The sequence below is a fragment of the Vibrio sp. MA40-2 genome, from assembly GCF_047302445.1.
GTDB lineage: Bacteria > Pseudomonadota > Gammaproteobacteria > Enterobacterales > Vibrionaceae > Vibrio.
Map to the genome: position 1 here is coordinate 1,167,922 of NZ_CP178628.1, position 16,259 is coordinate 1,184,180.

12 protein-coding genes are annotated in these 16,259 nt (G+C 40.5%); 5 read left to right on the forward strand and 7 right to left on the reverse strand.

From position 1 onward, the window contains the following. Positions 1 to 5: 5 nt before the first annotated feature. The 4 genes from hslV to priA form a co-directional block, all read right to left on the reverse strand. Positions 6 to 524, reverse strand: coding sequence for an ATP-dependent protease subunit HslV (hslV, locus tag ACLKML_RS13035; RefSeq protein WP_317717900.1), 519 nt, complete (start codon positions 522 to 524; stop codon positions 6 to 8). Between the two features lie 202 nt (positions 525 to 726). Beyond that, positions 727 to 1,269, reverse strand: coding sequence for an SPOR domain-containing protein (locus ACLKML_RS13040; RefSeq protein ID WP_413285671.1), 543 nt, complete (start codon positions 1,267 to 1,269; stop codon positions 727 to 729). A gap of 192 nt (positions 1,270 to 1,461) precedes the next feature. Further along, a complete protein-coding gene (gene cytR, locus ACLKML_RS13045) occupies positions 1,462 to 2,466 on the reverse strand; it encodes a DNA-binding transcriptional regulator CytR (RefSeq protein ID WP_413285672.1) in 1,005 nt (334 codons plus the stop codon). A 181-nt stretch (positions 2,467 to 2,647) separates the two neighbouring features. Beyond that, complete coding sequence (gene priA, locus ACLKML_RS13050; protein WP_413285673.1) at positions 2,648 to 4,849, reverse strand: primosomal protein N'; 2,202 nt, start codon at positions 4,847 to 4,849, stop codon at positions 2,648 to 2,650. 335 nt (positions 4,850 to 5,184) lie between these two features. On the opposite strand from priA, the gene rpmE reads away from it, so the two are divergent. Both rpmE and ACLKML_RS13060 read left to right on the forward strand, forming a co-directional pair. Further along, positions 5,185 to 5,400, forward strand: a complete 216-nt coding sequence (gene rpmE / locus ACLKML_RS13055) for a 50S ribosomal protein L31 (protein WP_272132745.1) — start codon at positions 5,185 to 5,187, stop codon at positions 5,398 to 5,400. A 229-nt stretch (positions 5,401 to 5,629) separates the two neighbouring features. Next, a complete protein-coding gene (locus ACLKML_RS13060; protein WP_413285674.1) occupies positions 5,630 to 6,889 on the forward strand; it encodes a malic enzyme-like NAD(P)-binding protein in 1,260 nt (419 codons plus the stop codon). A 73-nt stretch (positions 6,890 to 6,962) separates the two neighbouring features. Here the strand turns inward: ACLKML_RS13060 and metJ are convergent, their stop codons facing one another. Continuing rightward, positions 6,963 to 7,283, reverse strand: a complete 321-nt coding sequence (metJ, locus tag ACLKML_RS13065) for a met regulon transcriptional regulator MetJ (RefSeq protein ID WP_317717895.1) — start codon at positions 7,281 to 7,283, stop codon at positions 6,963 to 6,965. A gap of 235 nt (positions 7,284 to 7,518) precedes the next feature. Here metJ and ACLKML_RS13070 point away from each other — a divergent pair, with 235 nt between their 5' ends. From ACLKML_RS13070 to metF, 3 genes are all read left to right on the forward strand, one after another. After that, entirely contained in the window at positions 7,519 to 8,685 is a 1,167-nt protein-coding gene (locus ACLKML_RS13070; protein ID WP_413285675.1) for an O-succinylhomoserine (thiol)-lyase, read from the forward strand. Next, positions 8,686 to 11,091 (forward strand): bifunctional aspartate kinase/homoserine dehydrogenase II, encoded by a 2,406-nt coding sequence (locus ACLKML_RS13075; RefSeq protein WP_413285676.1) that lies wholly within the window; start codon positions 8,686 to 8,688, stop codon positions 11,089 to 11,091. It abuts the gene before it with no gap. Positions 11,092 to 11,302: 211 nt separating this feature from the next. Further along, positions 11,303 to 12,190 carry a methylenetetrahydrofolate reductase gene (metF, locus tag ACLKML_RS13080; protein ID WP_413285677.1) on the forward strand — a complete coding sequence of 296 codons (888 nt, stop codon included), beginning with the start codon at positions 11,303 to 11,305 and terminating at the stop codon, positions 12,188 to 12,190. 123 nt (positions 12,191 to 12,313) lie between these two features. Here metF and ACLKML_RS13085 read toward each other — a convergent pair whose 3' ends face one another. Further along, positions 12,314 to 12,853 carry a PadR family transcriptional regulator gene (locus tag ACLKML_RS13085; protein WP_413285678.1) on the reverse strand — a complete coding sequence of 180 codons (540 nt, stop codon included), beginning with the start codon at positions 12,851 to 12,853 and terminating at the stop codon, positions 12,314 to 12,316. Positions 12,854 to 13,216: 363 nt separating this feature from the next. Continuing rightward, positions 13,217 to 15,850 (reverse strand): phosphoenolpyruvate carboxylase, encoded by a 2,634-nt coding sequence (gene ppc, locus ACLKML_RS13090; RefSeq protein ID WP_413285679.1) that lies wholly within the window; start codon positions 15,848 to 15,850, stop codon positions 13,217 to 13,219. Positions 15,851 to 16,259: the final 409 nt, after the last annotated feature.

Sequence of the window (16,259 nt, forward strand, 5' to 3'; positions counted from 1 at the left end):
GAGAATTATAATTCTTCAATTGTGTGGTGATGGTTCGTAAATACACAAATATCACCAGCAATGTTGAGTGATTTTTCTGCAATTTCGCGTGCTTCTAATTCGGTGTTTTCAAGTAGTGCAGTCGCTGCTGCTTGAGCAAAATTACCACCTGAGCCTATCGCAATGAGATCATTTTCTGGCTGAACTACATCGCCATTACCAGTAATGATCAAAGACGCGGTGTGATCCGCGACAGCGAGGATGGCTTCTAATTTGCGAAGTGCACGATCGCTGCGCCAATCTTTAGCTAATTCAACCGCCGCTTTAGTCAGATGACCTTGGTGCATTTGCAGTTTGCTTTCGAAGCGTTCGAATAAGGTAAAGGCATCGGCTGTTCCGCCTGCAAAACCTGCAATAACTTGGTCGTTATACAAACGACGGACTTTTTTTGCATTGCCTTTCATTACCGTATTGCCAAGAGATACTTGTCCATCACCAGCGATAACAACTTTATTATTTCGACGTACAGATACAATGGTAGTCACGAGATTAGCCTCTTTGTCTTATTTTACTAGTGAGATAGCGAATATATGAGGATAACTTTGCTGAAATTCAAGGATGAAAAAAGCGAGATAGAGAACTATCTCGCTTTTAAGTTACAAATCTTGTTTTATGTGAGTGAAAAGCGTCGGTAACGTTACCTGCAGTTATTGTGTAGACAACGACAATGAGGCAGATAGATAAGTGTTACTGTGCGTCTTTCCAAATTGCACAAGGTTCTATTTTTGCTCTTTGTAGTATGTGTTTGTCTTTTTCTGCATCACGTTTAAACTTATACGGGCCCAAGACTACTTTGTACCAGCTGCTGCCTTCTTTACTGCGAATTTTACTACTGATCCCTTGAAAGGCGATATTGACTTTACGCTCTTCTGCTTGGCTTAGTGTTTTAAAGGCGCCACATTGCATTATGTAAGGAACTTGTGAGACGACTTGTTGTTTTGCTTCTATTTTTATTTCTTTGTTAGGCAGCGTTTTTACGTAGTCCCACTCTTCTTTTGGGGGAGTGGGTAAAGTACTTGGTTGTTCAGTGGTTGGTTGGGCTTTTGTTGTTTTAGGTTCTGGTGTTATTGGTTCTGGGTCATTATTCAGAATATAGAGAACATAACCAAAACCAGCAGCTAAAAATATCGCTAATAGACCAGCCTTCCACGGTTTTTTAGACGGTGTTTTTTTTCTGTTAGTGCTTTTTCGAGAACCTTGTCCTCGTTTAACGTAATCTCTATTGGCCATAATATATCAGTTAGTTTCTAATGGTAATATGTTATCCAGATTGCTTTTATAAGACAATCAAGAGATGAAAAACGGTACCAGAAGTACCGTTTATTGAAAAATGTTGTTAAGCAAAGCGCTATTCATGTAAGACTGTAATTAACTGAAACTATACCGTAAATTAAAATTTATGGTTATATAAATAGTAGACAATTATGCCTTGGGTGGAGCAACGCTATTTCTTATCACCAATTGGGTTTCTAGTAATCTTGAACCTGCTCTCACATCTCGACCTTTTAATAGCTCTAGCATCATTAGCATCGCTTGTCTGCCAATCTCGTATCTAGGTTGGGAGACGGTGGTTAGTGGAGGATCGCAGTATTGTGAAAATTGAATATCATCAAAACCTACCAGTGATATATCTTGCGGAACGCGTAGGCCTAATTTTTTCGCTTCTTGAATGGCTCCAATTGCCATTGTGTCATTATGACAAAAGATAGCCGTAGGCGCATCGGGTAAAGATTGTAATTTTCTCAGTGCTTTTGCTCCACCTTCAAAGGTGAAGTTACTAGAAGTACAATAAGCAGAATTAAGTGCAATGCCAGCTCGACGCAACGCTTGTTGATATCCTTGGTGCCTAAACTTACATAATGCAGACTCTTCTGGGCCAGATATTTGCGCTATTTTTTTATGCCCCATCTGAGTGAGGTAATTTACGGCCTCGAAAGCTGACGTTAAGTTGTCAATGTGGACTGTTGGTAGTTCCAACTCTGGAGCGTATTCGCAAGCCATCACAAGAGGAGGGAGGTTTTTTTGTTCGGGTTTGCTTACATCGAAAGGTAAATCCGTACCGAGTAAGAGCATGCCATCAGCTTGTTTAGTAAAGACAAGATTAACAAAAGAGCTTTCTCTTTTTTGTTGCATACCACTGTCGCCTAACAGAACAAGATAGCCATGTTCTGTTGCTGCGTCTTCAATACCACGAATGATTTCGGTGAAATAGGGATCACATATATCGGGTACGATGGTGACAATGGTTTTTGACTCATTCCTACGTAGATTTCTAGCCAGAGAGTTGGGGGAATATCCAGCTTCGAGTACAGCGTCTTCTACACGTTTGCGAGTTGATGCAGATACCTTTTCAGGGTTCATTAGAGCACGAGAAACCGTAGCCGTAGAAACACCGGCAAGCTGGGCAACATCCTTCATTGTCGCCATAAAAATAACCTCTATATCCTAAAATTATAACAATTTGTTATGTAATTACACGACTATACTCTAAGTGTATTGCTTTAGAGATAGGTAGTTTACGGGTAAAGTAACAAAATTTACATAACTTATGTGATTGTAGTCACAATGGAGAAGATAAAAAAGCCTTAATTATTCATTTAGCTAATAATTAGCTTAAATCCTGTGGTTCTATATCAATAGACCAGCGTACTTTTTTAGCTGACGGCAATAGTTGCAATATGGGTTTCGAACTGTGAAGTATTTTTTGCATGGTGCTTCGATGAGGGGTTTGTAAGAGTAATTGCCATCTTGATTTTCCTGCTCTTTTAGCCATTGGAGCCGGTGTGGGTCCCATAACAATAGATAGATCATCAAACATTGGATTAGATTCAAGAGTTTGCTTTACTTGTCGTAAAAAGCTTTCTACTAACTCACTGTTGTTGGCTTCTGCTCTGAATAGAGTTAAGTAAGTAAACGGTGGTAGTTTTGCGTATTGTCTTTCTTGCAAAGCGGTTTGAGCGAAGTGGTGATAATTTTTATGCAATAGCGCTTGCAATAAAGGATGGTCAGGATGATGAGTTTGTAATAGCACTTCTCCAGGCTTACTGGCTCGTCCTGAACGACCAGCTACTTGAATAAAAAGCTGAGCTAAACGTTCAGAGGCACGAAAATCACTACTAAATAGCGAACCATCCACATCAAGTAAGCCAACCAAAGTAACATCAGGAAAGTGGTGCCCTTTGGCGAGCATTTGTGTACCAATTAATATTTGATATTCATTTTTTCTAATTGATTCTAATGCGGCTTCTAATGAGCCTTTTCTTCTGGTGCTATCTCGATCTATTCGTAAGGTTTTATATTCAGGAAATAAACTCGCAAGTTGCTGTTCTAGTTGCTCTGTACCTACGCCGACAGTGACCAATTGCATCGAGCCACAGCTTTGGCATTGTTGTACGACAGTATGTTGAGAGCCGCAATGGTGACATCGCATTTCATTACTTTTTTGGTGATAGGTGTAGTACGCATCACATCGCTTGCAGTCTGCTACCCAACCGCATTCATGACACATTAGTGCGGGTGAAAAGCCTCGTCGATTCAGGAATAACATCACTTGATTACCTGCTTGCAAATGTTTGCGCATTTCGGCGATCAGCGGAGCCGATAATCCACCCTCTAAGTACAAGCCTTTTATATCAAGAACTTTATGTTGTGCGGCAACTGCATTTCCTGCTCGAGTACTTAAAACTAGATGATGATATTTTCCTGACAGAGCGTTATGTAAACTTTCAAAGCATGGGGTTGCGGATCCTAAAACGATAGGAATGTCTTGTTTGTGTGCTCGCATAATCGCCACATCGCGAGCATGATAGCGTAAGCTGTCTTGTTGCTTGTATGAGGCGTCATGTTCTTCGTCGACAATAATAATACCCAAGTCACTAAAAGGCGTGAGTAAAGCAGAACGAGTACCAATAATAATACCGGCTTTTTTTTCTTTTGCCGATAGCCAAGCATTGAGTCTTTCTGTTTCATTTAAACCAGAATGGATGACTTCTACCGGAACATTAAAACGTTTTCTGAAACGATTTATGGTTTGTGGTGTTAACCCTATTTCTGGCACGAGAACGAGAGCTTGTTTACCAGCCTGAAGAATCGGTTTAATGATATTGAGGTAGACTTCGGTTTTTCCGGAACCAGTCACTCCATCAAGAAGATAACAGCCAAAGTGACTGTTACTATTAATGGTCGCAATTGCGACAGCTTGTTCTTGATTTAGTGTCGGTTTCTCATCGTTGTTTTCGATATGGTTAGACCAACTTGACGTAGCCGGTTTTTTCTCTACAGAGCAGATCCAGCCTTTTTCATCCAGTGCCTTTAACACAGTGGTTGTTACTTCGTGAGCAATCATTTGTTGATGAGATATTGGACCATTTTCAACTAGGTGCATTACTTTAGCTTGCTGAACAGCTCGACCAAATCCCGACATCAATTGGTTTTTACCTGTTTCGGTAATATGCCATTCGACTAAAGAAGCAAATTCTGCCGCTTTGCCTTTGCGTAGAGCTGTAGGAAGGGCATTAACCAATGTTTCACCAAGTGGGTATTGATAAAATTGGCTGCACCAATTAAGTAAAGCATAAAGACTATCTGGCCAGATAGGTTTGTTATCTAAAACCTGTTTAATGCTTTTTAACTGTTCTAATGGAAAATCGGATTGATGCACAATCGCAGTGACAATTCCAACTAAGGTTTGACGACCAAATGACACACTAACTCTCCCGCCAATTACAGGAAATTGGTGCGGTTGAATAAGATAATCAAACCGTTTATCTAGTGGGACAGGCAAGGCAACTTGAGCGATAGTTGGGCGCATAAGTGATCAAGATATCAGTACAGTTAAAAGAAGACCTAGTGTAGTTGATGCAACAAGTAATTACGAGTAGCGAACTTTTAGTTTATTGTTTGCAGAAGAGCTTAATTGGGTGAAGTAAAAATAGATTTTACAAGCTATTTCTACTTGGTAATTGATATATTTGTTATTAGTAATCAAAATAATTGCAGAAAAAAGAGTCAAATCAGTTGATCCTTAGACTGTGTTTCATTACTATGCTCGGCCTTGACGGTATATCAATTTATACCATTTTTGTAAATACGTGTGGTGTTCGGCTTAGAATCGGATGGCGACACGGCCTATAATGAGGTTTTCCCATGAAAACAGGTATCCACCCAGAATACAAAGCAGTTAAAGCAACATGTTCTTGCGGTAACTCTTTCGAGTTTAACTCAACACTAGCAAAAGAAAGCATTCACCTAGACGTATGTGACAAATGTCACCCATTCTACACTGGTAAGCAACGTATCGTTGATACTGGTGGTCGTGTTGATCGCTTCAACAAACGTTTTGGTGCACTATCTAGCAAATAATTGCTACTGTGTTATCCCAAATTTAAAAGGACGCTTATGCGTCCTTTTTTGAGCCTGCAAGGTTATAAATTCGTTATTCAATCTTAGATTAATTCAAATCCTATCCTTTTCTATAAAATTTAATGGTGTTAATGACTTTCTAAGTAGGAAGTTTTGTTACGATCATTTACTATCATTAGCAATATTGAAAAATTAAATATCTTGCCTATTAATATTGGAATAAATTCTTATGTCCGAAGAGAACCTAGAAAACGACTTTCGTCAACAAGCACTTGATTATCATGCTTTTCCTACTCCTGGTAAAATTGCGGTTGCATTGACTACGCCAGCAGATTCTGCTGAAGATTTAGCGCTTGCTTATAGCCCAGGCGTTGCAGAGCCGGTACGTGAAATTGCGCAAAATACTGACAATGTTTACAAATACACAGCGAAAGGAAATACAGTAGCTGTTATCTCTAACGGCACGGCTATTTTGGGTTTAGGTAACCTAGGACCAATGGCATCTAAACCGGTTATGGAAGGTAAGGCATTACTATTTAAGCGTTTTGCGGGACTTGATGCGATAGATATACAAGTTAAACACCGTACAACTGAAGAGTTTGTCAATACGGTTGCTAGCATTGCTGATACGTTTGGTGGCATCAATTTAGAAGATATTAAAGCCCCTGAATGTTTTGAGATAGAACGCCAGTTAATTGAGCGTTGCCAAGTTCCGGTTTTTCACGATGATCAACATGGTACAGCGATTGTAACCGCTGCAGGTATGCTCAATGCGATAGAGCTACAAGGAAAAACCTTACAAGAAGCGATTATTGTTTGTCTTGGCGCAGGAGCAGCAGCAACAGCCTGCATGGAGCTTTTGATAAAATGTGGTGCTCAGCGAGAAAAAATTTACATGCTGGATCGAAAAGGCGTTATTCACACTCGTCGTGACGATTTAAATGAATACAAAAAAATGTTTGCCAATAATACTGATAAACGCACGCTAGAAGATGTGATTGACGGTGCGGATTTGTTTCTTGGTGTTTCTGGACCCGATCTGTTCCCTGCCGATGCACTTAAATTGATGGCAGATAAGCCGGTAGTCTTTGCTTGCTCGAACCCTGATCCTGAAATTAAACCTGAAATCGCCCATCAAGTAAGAAGCGATTTGATTATGGGAACTGGCCGTTCGGATTATCCGAACCAAGTTAACAACGTTATCTGTTTTCCTTTTATTTTCCGTGGTGCTTTAGATGTTCGAGCCAGTGAAATTAATATTGAAATGAAATTAGCAGCAGTTGAAGCGATTCGTCAGTTGACCAAAGAACCGGTTCCTGCCGAAGTATTAAAAGCGGCAGGTGTAGAGTCGTTAGAGTTTAGTAAAGAATATATTATCCCTAAACCTATGGACCCTCGTTTACTACCTCGTGTTGCCAAAGCGGTGGCTATTGCCGCAGTGGAGTCTGGTGTTGCTAGAGTCGATTTACCTGAGCATTATATGGATTAACGCGATCTGTATTTAGGTAACCGCAATCTACTATCCTAATTTTATCTAAGGTAGTAGATTGCTGAATTAATCATTACTCTTCATCAAATGCTTCAAACTCTATGCCCATTTCCGTCATTAATCGTTTTACTTCGGTTGGAATATCATCAGGGCGATCTTTTCTCAAATCTTCATCTGTTGGTAATGGTTGGTCTGTATAAGCATGTAAAAATGCTTCGCACAGCAATTCACTATTTGTTGCATGTCGTAAGTTATTTATTTGGCGACGCGTACGTTCATCGGTCAAAATTTTTAAAACTTTCAGAGGGATGGATACGGTTATTTTTTTTACTTGTTCGCTTTTTTTACCATGCTCTGCGTATGGACTTATATATTCGCCATTCCAATCAGCCATTGCTCACCTTTATAAAAATAGTCATAAAATATTTATGGGTTAGAATTCTAGCGGGATTTACCTCTATAAGCAAAGACATATAGACGTCTAGAGGTATTGACGTCCTTTAAAACTAGCAGTAAAGTGTGCGATATACGTTCCAAATCTCGATATTCAAGTATAGTATTTCGATATTCAGGTATAGTTAGCGGATCGCCAAATCACAGCCTGAAACCTGATAAAGGAAAGCAAGCACATGACACAAAGGAAACCTGCGACTATTGCTGTTCGCACCGGGATTGAATCTGATTCCCAATATCAAGCCGTCGTCCCTCCCATTTATTTATCGACCAATTATAGCTTCCCTAATTTTGGCGATGTTCCTAAATACGATTATACCCGTTCTGGCAATCCCAATAGAAATATGTTGGAACAAGCCCTTTCCGAACTAGAGTCAGGTGCAGGTGCAGTGGTGACTAATTGTGGTACCTCAGCACTCAATTTATGGGTATCGGCTTTTATAGGTCCAAATGATCTGATTGTGGCACCGAATGATTGTTATGGTGGTACGTATCGTTTGTTTAATACCAGAGCTCAGAAAGGTGATTTTTCGGTTTTATTTATTGATCAATCAGATCAATCAGCTTTAGAGGCGGCATTGGCTAAAAAGCCAAAATTAGTCTTGTTAGAAACACCATCTAATCCATTGGTGAGAGTGGTGGATGTGCAAGAAACCTGTAAAAAAGCGCATGCAGTAGGGGCATTGGTCGCGGTGGATAATACCTTTATGACACCGATATACCAAAAACCACTGGAGTTAGGTGCAGATTTTGTTATTCATTCTACAACCAAATATATTAACGGTCATTCCGATGTAATTGGCGGCGTGATTGTGACCAAAACCGAGCAACATGCCGAAGAATTAGCTTGGTGGGGAAATTGTATTGGTGCGACGGGCACGCCCTTTGATAGCTATATGACGCTGCGAGGCATACGAACCTTGGGTGCAAGAATGCGAATACATGAAGAGAGTTCGCGAGAAATTTTACATTACTTAGCTAAGCAAGATCGCGTTGGTACCATTTATCACCCAAGTTTAGTGAATCATCCAGGCCATGAAATAGCTAAAAAACAACAGTCTGGTTTTGGTTCAATGCTAAGTTTTGAATTCAATGGGTCTATGGAACAGTTAAAAGCTTTTGTTGGTGCGCTAAAACTGTTCTCTCTAGCGGAGTCTTTAGGGGGAGTGGAAAGCCTTATTTGTCACCCTGCTACGATGACTCATCGAGCAATGGGTGAAGAGGCGCTTCAACAAGCTGGTATCGCTCAAACATTGCTTCGATTATCGGTAGGGCTAGAAGATAGCCGAGATTTAATTGAAGATTTAGATAATGCCTTTAAAGAAGTTCAGGAGACAGCGTAAATGACAGGTAAGCGTCAGCTGCATAAATTCGGTGGTAGCAGTCTTGCTAACCCTGAGTGCTATAAGCGTGTGGCGAACATTCTTTCCGAATATTCACAACATGAAGATTTAATTGTTGTTTCTGCGGCTGGTGATACGACCAATAGACTGCTTGAATGGTTAAATGCTCTAAATAAAGATGGACGAACAGCGCATGAATTGCTTATGCAGTTGCGTCAATATCAGTCGAATTTAATTGAGCAATTATTGGATGAACCCAATGAATTGTTAGCCGTATTGCATGCGGAATTTTCTGCTTTAGGCGATATGCAAATTCCACTGACTCATCAACAAGAAGCCAGCGTGCTTGGGCATGGTGAAGTTTGGTCTGCTAGGTTATTAGCGCAATTACTCAGTCAAGAAACAATGCCTTCTGTAGCAACCGATTCACGAGATTTTCTGCGAGCAGATTTAGGTACTCAGCCAGAGATAGATCGTTCCCGGTCTTTGCCTTTACTAAAAGATATATTGGTGCAACATCCACAATGTCGACTTGTGATCACTGGTTTTATGGCAAAAAATAGTGCCGGTGATACCGTTTTACTCGGTCGTAATGGCTCGGATTATTCCGCAACAATGATTGGTGCATTAGCCGACGTCAACCGAGTCACGATTTGGAGTGATGTTAGTGGCGTATACAGCGCTGACCCACGTAAGGTGAATGATGCTTGTTTATTACCGTTATTAAGGCTTGATGAAGCCAGTGAACTGGCTCGTTTAGCGGCACCTGTTCTACATAGTAGAACCTTACAGCCGGTTGCTCAAAGTGCTATGGATTTGGAGCTTCGTTGCAGTTATCAACCAGAAGCAGGGTCAACCAGAATAGAAAGGGTACTTGCTTCAGGTCGTGGCGCCAAAATTATCACTTCGCTTGATGATGTGCTGCTTATCGAGTTGATCTTTAGCTTAGGCCACGACTTTGAACGAGCAAAAGAAGAGGTTTTACAAAGTTTACAACGAGCTCAGTTACAACCGTTAGCTTTTGAAGTACAAGCCGATCAGGGAGAGATACTGCTTGCTTACACCTCTGAAGTTGCGGCTGGTGCCTTGAGGTATTTAAATGATGCGGCCATCGAAGCCGATATTCGTCTCAAAGAGGGCTATTCTATGGTTGCCGCAGTTGGTGCTGGTGTAACTAAGAATCCGATTCATAGCCATGGCTTTTACCAACAATTAAAAAATGCACCAGTCGAGTTTATGTGCGAAGCAGAATCAGGTTTGAGCTTCGCCGCTGTTTTACGTACTTCTAATACTGAAATATTGATCCAAAATATTCACACGCAGTTATTCCAAGCTCAAAAAAGAATTGGTTTAGTATTGTGTGGAAAAGGTAATATCGGCTCCGGTTGGTTACAGCTCTTTAAGACACAAAAAAGTGAAATAGAGAAGCGTAGAGGAATGAGTTTTGACTTAATTGCCGTTATAGGAAGCAAAACCTACTGGATGGAAACCGACGGAATTGACCCTAGTACGGTATTGAGTCGATATGATGATAAAGCGATAGAAAGTGATGGAACTGAATGGTTAACAAAATTGAGCCATCATCAGACATTTGACGAAGTGATTATTATCGATGTGACAGCAAGTGAAGAGTTGTCGATGAAGTATCCAGAGATAGCAGAAAAAGGTTTTCATTTAATTTCCGCTAATAAGGTAGCGGGATCTGCTTCGAGTACTTTTTATCATCAAGTGCAAGATGCCTTTGCGAAAACCGGTCGTCATTGGCTTTATAATGCTACTGTGGGCGCAGGGCTACCGATAAACCATACGGTACGTGATCTAAAAGAGAGTGGTGACCAAATTACTGCACTTTCAGGTATATTTTCGGGTACTTTATCTTGGCTTTTCCAACAATTTGACGGTTCAATTCCGTTTAGTGAGCTGGTTGAGCTCGCGTGGCAACAAGGCCTAACAGAGCCCGACCCTCGGGAAGATTTGAATGGTTCTGATGTTATGAGAAAACTGGTTATTTTGGCTCGAGAGTCCGGTTTAATCATTGAACCAGAAAATGTCAAAGTGGAATCTCTGATACCAGAAGAGCTTAAAGGTTTGACGATTGACCAGTTTTTTGACCAAGGACAGTTACTGAATGAAATCTTGGCAGAAAGGTTAGAAAAAGCACAAAAAGAAGATCGAGTATTGCGCTATGTTGCTCGTTTAGAAAAAGATGGAACGGCAACGGTAGGTATAGAGGCTTTGAATAAAGAGCATGCGTTAGCTAACTTATTACCATGTGACAATATCTTTGCTATTGAAAGTGTTTGGTATAAGGATAATCCATTGGTTATTCGTGGGCCAGGAGCGGGTCAGTTCGTTACCGCTGGAGCGATTCAATCCGACATTAATCGACTTTCCAACTTGTTTTAACTTACCTCAAGGCCACTATTTCATTAGTGGCCTTGAGGTTTTATATAGACGTTACACCACTTGTTGAGTAATTCTCATTTTTACATGAAAAAAGCTCATGATCATCAGGTTGACATTAAGCTCATTTCATTACATTCTAGTGGACATATAGACGTCTAAACGTCAAAAAGATATAACCCACTATTAGCCCTAAATGGGAGAGAAATGCACAATGAGCTATTCACATGCAAGTCATCTAGACGCTTTAAATCAAAATATCGCAGAGCTTGGTGATATTAATGTTTCATTTGAGTTTTTCCCTCCTAGTAGCGAAAAAATGGAAGAAACGTTGTGGAACTCGGTACATCGTCTAAAAACGTTGCAACCTAAATTTGTTTCCGTGACGTATGGTGCTAATTCTGGCGAACGAGATCGTACTCACTCTATTATTAAACAAATTAAAGATGAGACGGGTTTAGTTGCGGCTCCACATTTAACCTGCATTGATGCAAGTCGCGATGAACTTATTGATATTGCGGAAGACTACTGGGCAAATGGGATTCGAAATATAGTCGCTTTGCGTGGTGACATTCCAGTAGGAGGCGGTGCTCCAGATATGTATGCATCGGATTTGGTTAATCTGCTTAAAGCGCGCCATGATTTTGATATTTCGGTTGCTGCTTTTCCTGAAGTTCATCCAGAAGCTAAAAGTGCTCAAGCTGACTTACTTAACTTAAAAAGAAAAGTTGATGCAGGTGCCAATAGAGCGATTACGCAATTTTTCTTTGATGTTGAAAGTTACCTGAGGTTTCGTGATCGTTGTGTGAGTGCGGGTATTGATGTTGAAATAGTACCAGGCATTTTACCTGTATCTAATTTTACTCAAGCGTCACGATTTGCGGCAATGAATCATGTAAAAGTTCCGGGTTGGATGGCACAGCAGTTTAGTGGTTTGGAGGACGACCCAACAACTAGACAGTTGGTTGGAGCAAGTCAAGCGATTGATATGGTAAGAATTCTTAGCCGAGAAGGCGTAAAAGATTTCCATTTTTATACTTTAAATCGCGCCGAAATGACATTTGCTTTATGTCATACTTTAGGGGTTAGACCTGAAAAATAAAGCCTGATAAACAGCAAGCCGTACCAGAAAAAAGAGGGTTGATACTATGTATCAACCCTCTTTTGGTTGTTGCTATAAAAATGTTTAAAATGAACCGTTTTACTTAATCTATCAAATCTTCACTTATTGCATAGAATCCAATTCAGCAGCAACTTCTTCTGCCCAATTTATCCATGCTTCGCGCATTATCATATTTCGTCTTAAAGTAAGGCGCTCTAGTTTTGCGTGTCTATCTAAATTTGCAGGATCACCATAGTGTGTCGCTTCTATTTGCTTATAGTGATTAACCAGTTGTTTAGATTCATTTATAAGTAAAGATATTTGCTCTCTTAACGGAGACGTTGGCTGCACTGCACAAGCGATAAGCTTAGCACTGAATTCGTCGCGTACCGTTGGTTGCGCTGTGGGTTGTTCAAACCATTCTCCTAAAGCTTTACGTCCATTTTCAGTAATGGAGTAAACTTTTTTATCTGGTTTGCCGTCTTGTGGTTGAATGTTACAGGTAACGAGATCATTTTCAGCCATCTTATTTAGCTCGCGATAAACTTGTTGATGACTCGCTTTCCAAAAATAACCGATACTGTAGGAAAATTCTTTGGTGATATCATATCCGGTAGCATTACGAGTGCTTAAAACGGTTAAGATTACGTGTGGTAATGACATGTCTTAAATCCAATAATTAGTAATATATAAACTCATAACTATGAACTGCGTTTTCGCTTTCTTTGACACCCATTAATCAAGCAGTTCAGGATAACGACGCCTCTTTGTGCGTTCATTAATCCCAATTTATAGCCGAATTTCACCTAGCGGTGTTTGGAGTTTGATTCCTAGAGATTGTGCTTATTGTAAGTATAATTTGTCTTTAATGCACAACGGGGCGTAAGCATACCACTAAAGTTTAAGGTATAAATAAAAATATAGGGCAATTTGTCTCAAAATGATGATAAATCTCTCAGTAAGGAAGGTAAGCAGGACAACATTCCGATCGAAAGGGTATTGTTGTCCTGTTTTTGGCTATTAATCCTAGCCAGTATTACGCATTCCTGCAGCAATACCTGCAATTGTCACCATTAAGGCTTCATCTAGTTCAGAAGAAACATGATCTGACTGACGAGTTCGATACAGAAGTTCAGCTTGAAGGATGTTCATTGGTAATACATACACGTTGCGAAGTCGAATAGACTCAAGTCCCCAAGGGTTACTTTGCATTAAGTTTTCATTGTTTTCTACATTAAGCACGGCTTTGATGTCTTTTTGTAGTTGATCTCTTAATCTATCGCCCAGTCTCCATAATGACTTATCGGTAAGCCTTTGATCATAGTACTGAGATATCTCAATACTCGACTTAGAGTACACCATTTCAAGCATACCCAAACGAGTTGAAAAGAAAGGCCACTCGCGACACATTTCTTCTAACAAATCCTGATGTCCATGGTCGATAGAGTGCTGAATGGATTCACCAGCACCTAGCCAAGCAGGGAGTACTAACCGGTTTTGGCTCCATGAGAATATCCATGGAATCGCTCGTAAGCTTTCAACACCACCATTTGGATTTCTTTTTGAAGGACGAGATCCTAAAGGTAATTTACCCAGTTCTTGTTCTGGAGTTGCGGCTCTGAAGTAAGGAACAAAATCGGGCTCTTCTCTTACTACAGAACGATATGCTTCACAGGATACTTGTGACAACTCTTCCATCAAATCACGCCATTCTTGTTTTGGATTTGGTGGCGGCAAAAGGTTCGCTTCTAGCACGGCACTGGCGTACAGATTAAAACTGTTTACAGCAACTTCCGGTAAGCCCAACTTAAAGCGGATCATTTCACCTTGTTCGGTTACACGCAGACCACCTTGTAAGCTTTTTGGTGGTTGAGACAGTAATGCAGCATGTGCTGGTGCACCACCACGACCAATTGTGCCACCTCGGCCATGGAATAGGGTCAATTCTATGTTGGCTTCTTCACAGACACGCACTAAGGCATCCATTGCGCTGTATTGTGCCCATCCTGCTGACATAACACCGGCATCTTTGGCTGAATCAGAATAGCCAATCATGACCATTTGATGGTTTTGAATAAAGCCACGATACCAGTCAATCTCGAGCAGTTGTTTGATGACCGCTTCTGAGTTATTTAAATCATCTAGGGTTTCGAATAATGGGCAAACATCCATTCTGAACTCACAACCAGACTCTTGAAGAAGCAAGTGCACAGCAAGAACATCAGATGCGGTGCGAGCCATAGATATCACGTAAGAACCAAACGCTTCACGTGATTGGCTAGCAATGATCTTACAGGTGTCTAAAACCTCTTTAACCGCTTCAGATGGTTGCCAATTACGGGGTAGTAATGGGCGCTTAGAACTTAATTCATTAACAAGGAAAGAGATCTTGTCTTGCTCGCTCCAGTGATCGTAGTCACCAATACCAAGGTAACGCGTTAGCTCAGACAATACATCAGAGTGACGAGTACTCTCTTGGCGAATATCTAAACGGACTAAGTGAACACCAAATGCTCTAACTCTGCGCAATGTATCAAGTAACGAACCATCGGCTATAACGCCCATACCGCATTGGTGAAGAGATTGGTAGCATGCGTGAAGAGGCTGCCATAATTGCTCCACTTTTTCTAAAATGATTTTGTTTGGTACATCGGTTTTGTTAATTTTTGCATCAAGAACGTCTAATGTATCGGTTAAAAGAACACGTAGATCTTTTAGAACCGCTCGATAAGGTTCATGTGCATCGCCAGCAAATTCACGTAGGCCTTCGCTGCAATCAACCATGGACAGTTCACTGATAAGCTCTTGAATATCATTTAAATACAGATCTGCTGCTTTCCAGCGTGACAAGTGCAGTACTTCATGGGTGATATTGTGAGTAACAAACGGGTTACCATCTCTGTCACCTCCCATCCAAGAAGAAAAATGAACAGGGCGAGCATCAATAGGTAAACCTTCACCTAAATATTCTTCTACTCGATCATTGAACTCACGTAAAAACTCAGGAACCGCTTGCCATAATGAATTTTCAACAACAGCAAAGCCCCATTTAGCTTCATCTAACGGCGTAGGGCGTTCTTTACGCATATCATCAGAATGCCAAGATTGAGCAATAAGTTGCTCTAAGCGGCGTTCTTGTTTAACCCGCTCTCTGTCAGAAAGATCAGTCAGTTCGAGTTGTGAGAGACATTGATTTATCTTCACTAGCTTGTTGATCATGGTACGCCGAGCGATTTCAGTCGGATGAGCCGTGAGTACTAATTCAATATTAAGTTCTTTGATTGCTTGCGCGGTATCGAGTTTACCAACACTATTTGACGTCAGTTTGGAAAACAGTGAATGAATAGCATCTGGTTCACAAACATTGGTATCACAATGGCGTGAAATTGTGTGGTATTGCTCCGCAATATTGGTTAAGTTTAAAAATTGGTTAAAAGCCCTAGCTACAGGGTTTAATTGGTCATCTGGTAGATCTGAGATCACTTTGATCAGCTTCTCACGAGCTTGTTGATCGTTTTCTCGTTCGGCAGATTTTGAAAGCTGGCGTATCTCTTCTACTTTTTCTAAGATTTCTTCGCCATGGGCATTTTTTATAGTGTTGCCAAGTAAGTGACCTAATGTTCTCACATTACTTTTTAAAGCAGCATACTTCTCGTTCATTTCCTTTCTGCCTCGTAATTAAATTACAGTCTATTTTCGTCCTGGATAGACAATCTAGCTAATTTATGTGCTCTGAGTCAAATAAAGACCTTATGATTTTAATTAGGTTGGATAAAAGTGACTTCTTATAAATGCTCCTATGTAAAATCATTGTGAAAATTAATTTCATAACTAAATACATAGCCAGTAATACCAACCATAATAACATATGATTGAAAGGGAAGAGATCGCGTGAACCACCTAACCTCCTCCCTTGTACTTGCGTTTCGAGATGCATATCAATAACTAACTGCACCTAACAGTTATACAGACTTAGTAATTATGCAAACTTAGTAATCATGTAAACTTAATCGATATACAAACTTGCCCGCTATACAAATTTAGCCATGATGCGCCGACCGAAACCAAT

Bases quoted from the DNA above. Each gene is read 5' to 3' on its own strand.
- ACLKML_RS13040 (WP_413285671.1), bottom strand. From the start codon at position 1,269: ATGGCCAATAGAGATTACGTTAAACGAGGACAAGGTTCTCGAAAAAGC.
- cytR (WP_413285672.1), bottom strand. From the start codon at position 2,466: ATGGCGACAATGAAGGATGTTGCCCAGCTTGCCGGTGTTTCTACGGCT.
- priA (WP_413285673.1), bottom strand. From the start codon at position 4,849: ATGCGCCCAACTATCGCTCAAGTTGCCTTGCCTGTCCCACTAGATAAA.
- rpmE (WP_272132745.1), top strand. From the start codon at position 5,185: ATGAAAACAGGTATCCACCCAGAATACAAAGCAGTTAAAGCAACATGT.
- ACLKML_RS13060 (WP_413285674.1), top strand. From the start codon at position 5,630: ATGTCCGAAGAGAACCTAGAAAACGACTTTCGTCAACAAGCACTTGAT.
- metJ (WP_317717895.1), bottom strand. From the start codon at position 7,283: ATGGCTGATTGGAATGGCGAATATATAAGTCCATACGCAGAGCATGGT.
- ACLKML_RS13070 (WP_413285675.1), top strand. From the start codon at position 7,519: ATGACACAAAGGAAACCTGCGACTATTGCTGTTCGCACCGGGATTGAA.
- ACLKML_RS13075 (WP_413285676.1), top strand. From the start codon at position 8,686: ATGACAGGTAAGCGTCAGCTGCATAAATTCGGTGGTAGCAGTCTTGCT.
- metF (WP_413285677.1), top strand. From the start codon at position 11,303: ATGAGCTATTCACATGCAAGTCATCTAGACGCTTTAAATCAAAATATC.
- ACLKML_RS13085 (WP_413285678.1), bottom strand. From the start codon at position 12,853: ATGTCATTACCACACGTAATCTTAACCGTTTTAAGCACTCGTAATGCT.
- ppc (WP_413285679.1), bottom strand. From the start codon at position 15,850: ATGAACGAGAAGTATGCTGCTTTAAAAAGTAATGTGAGAACATTAGGT.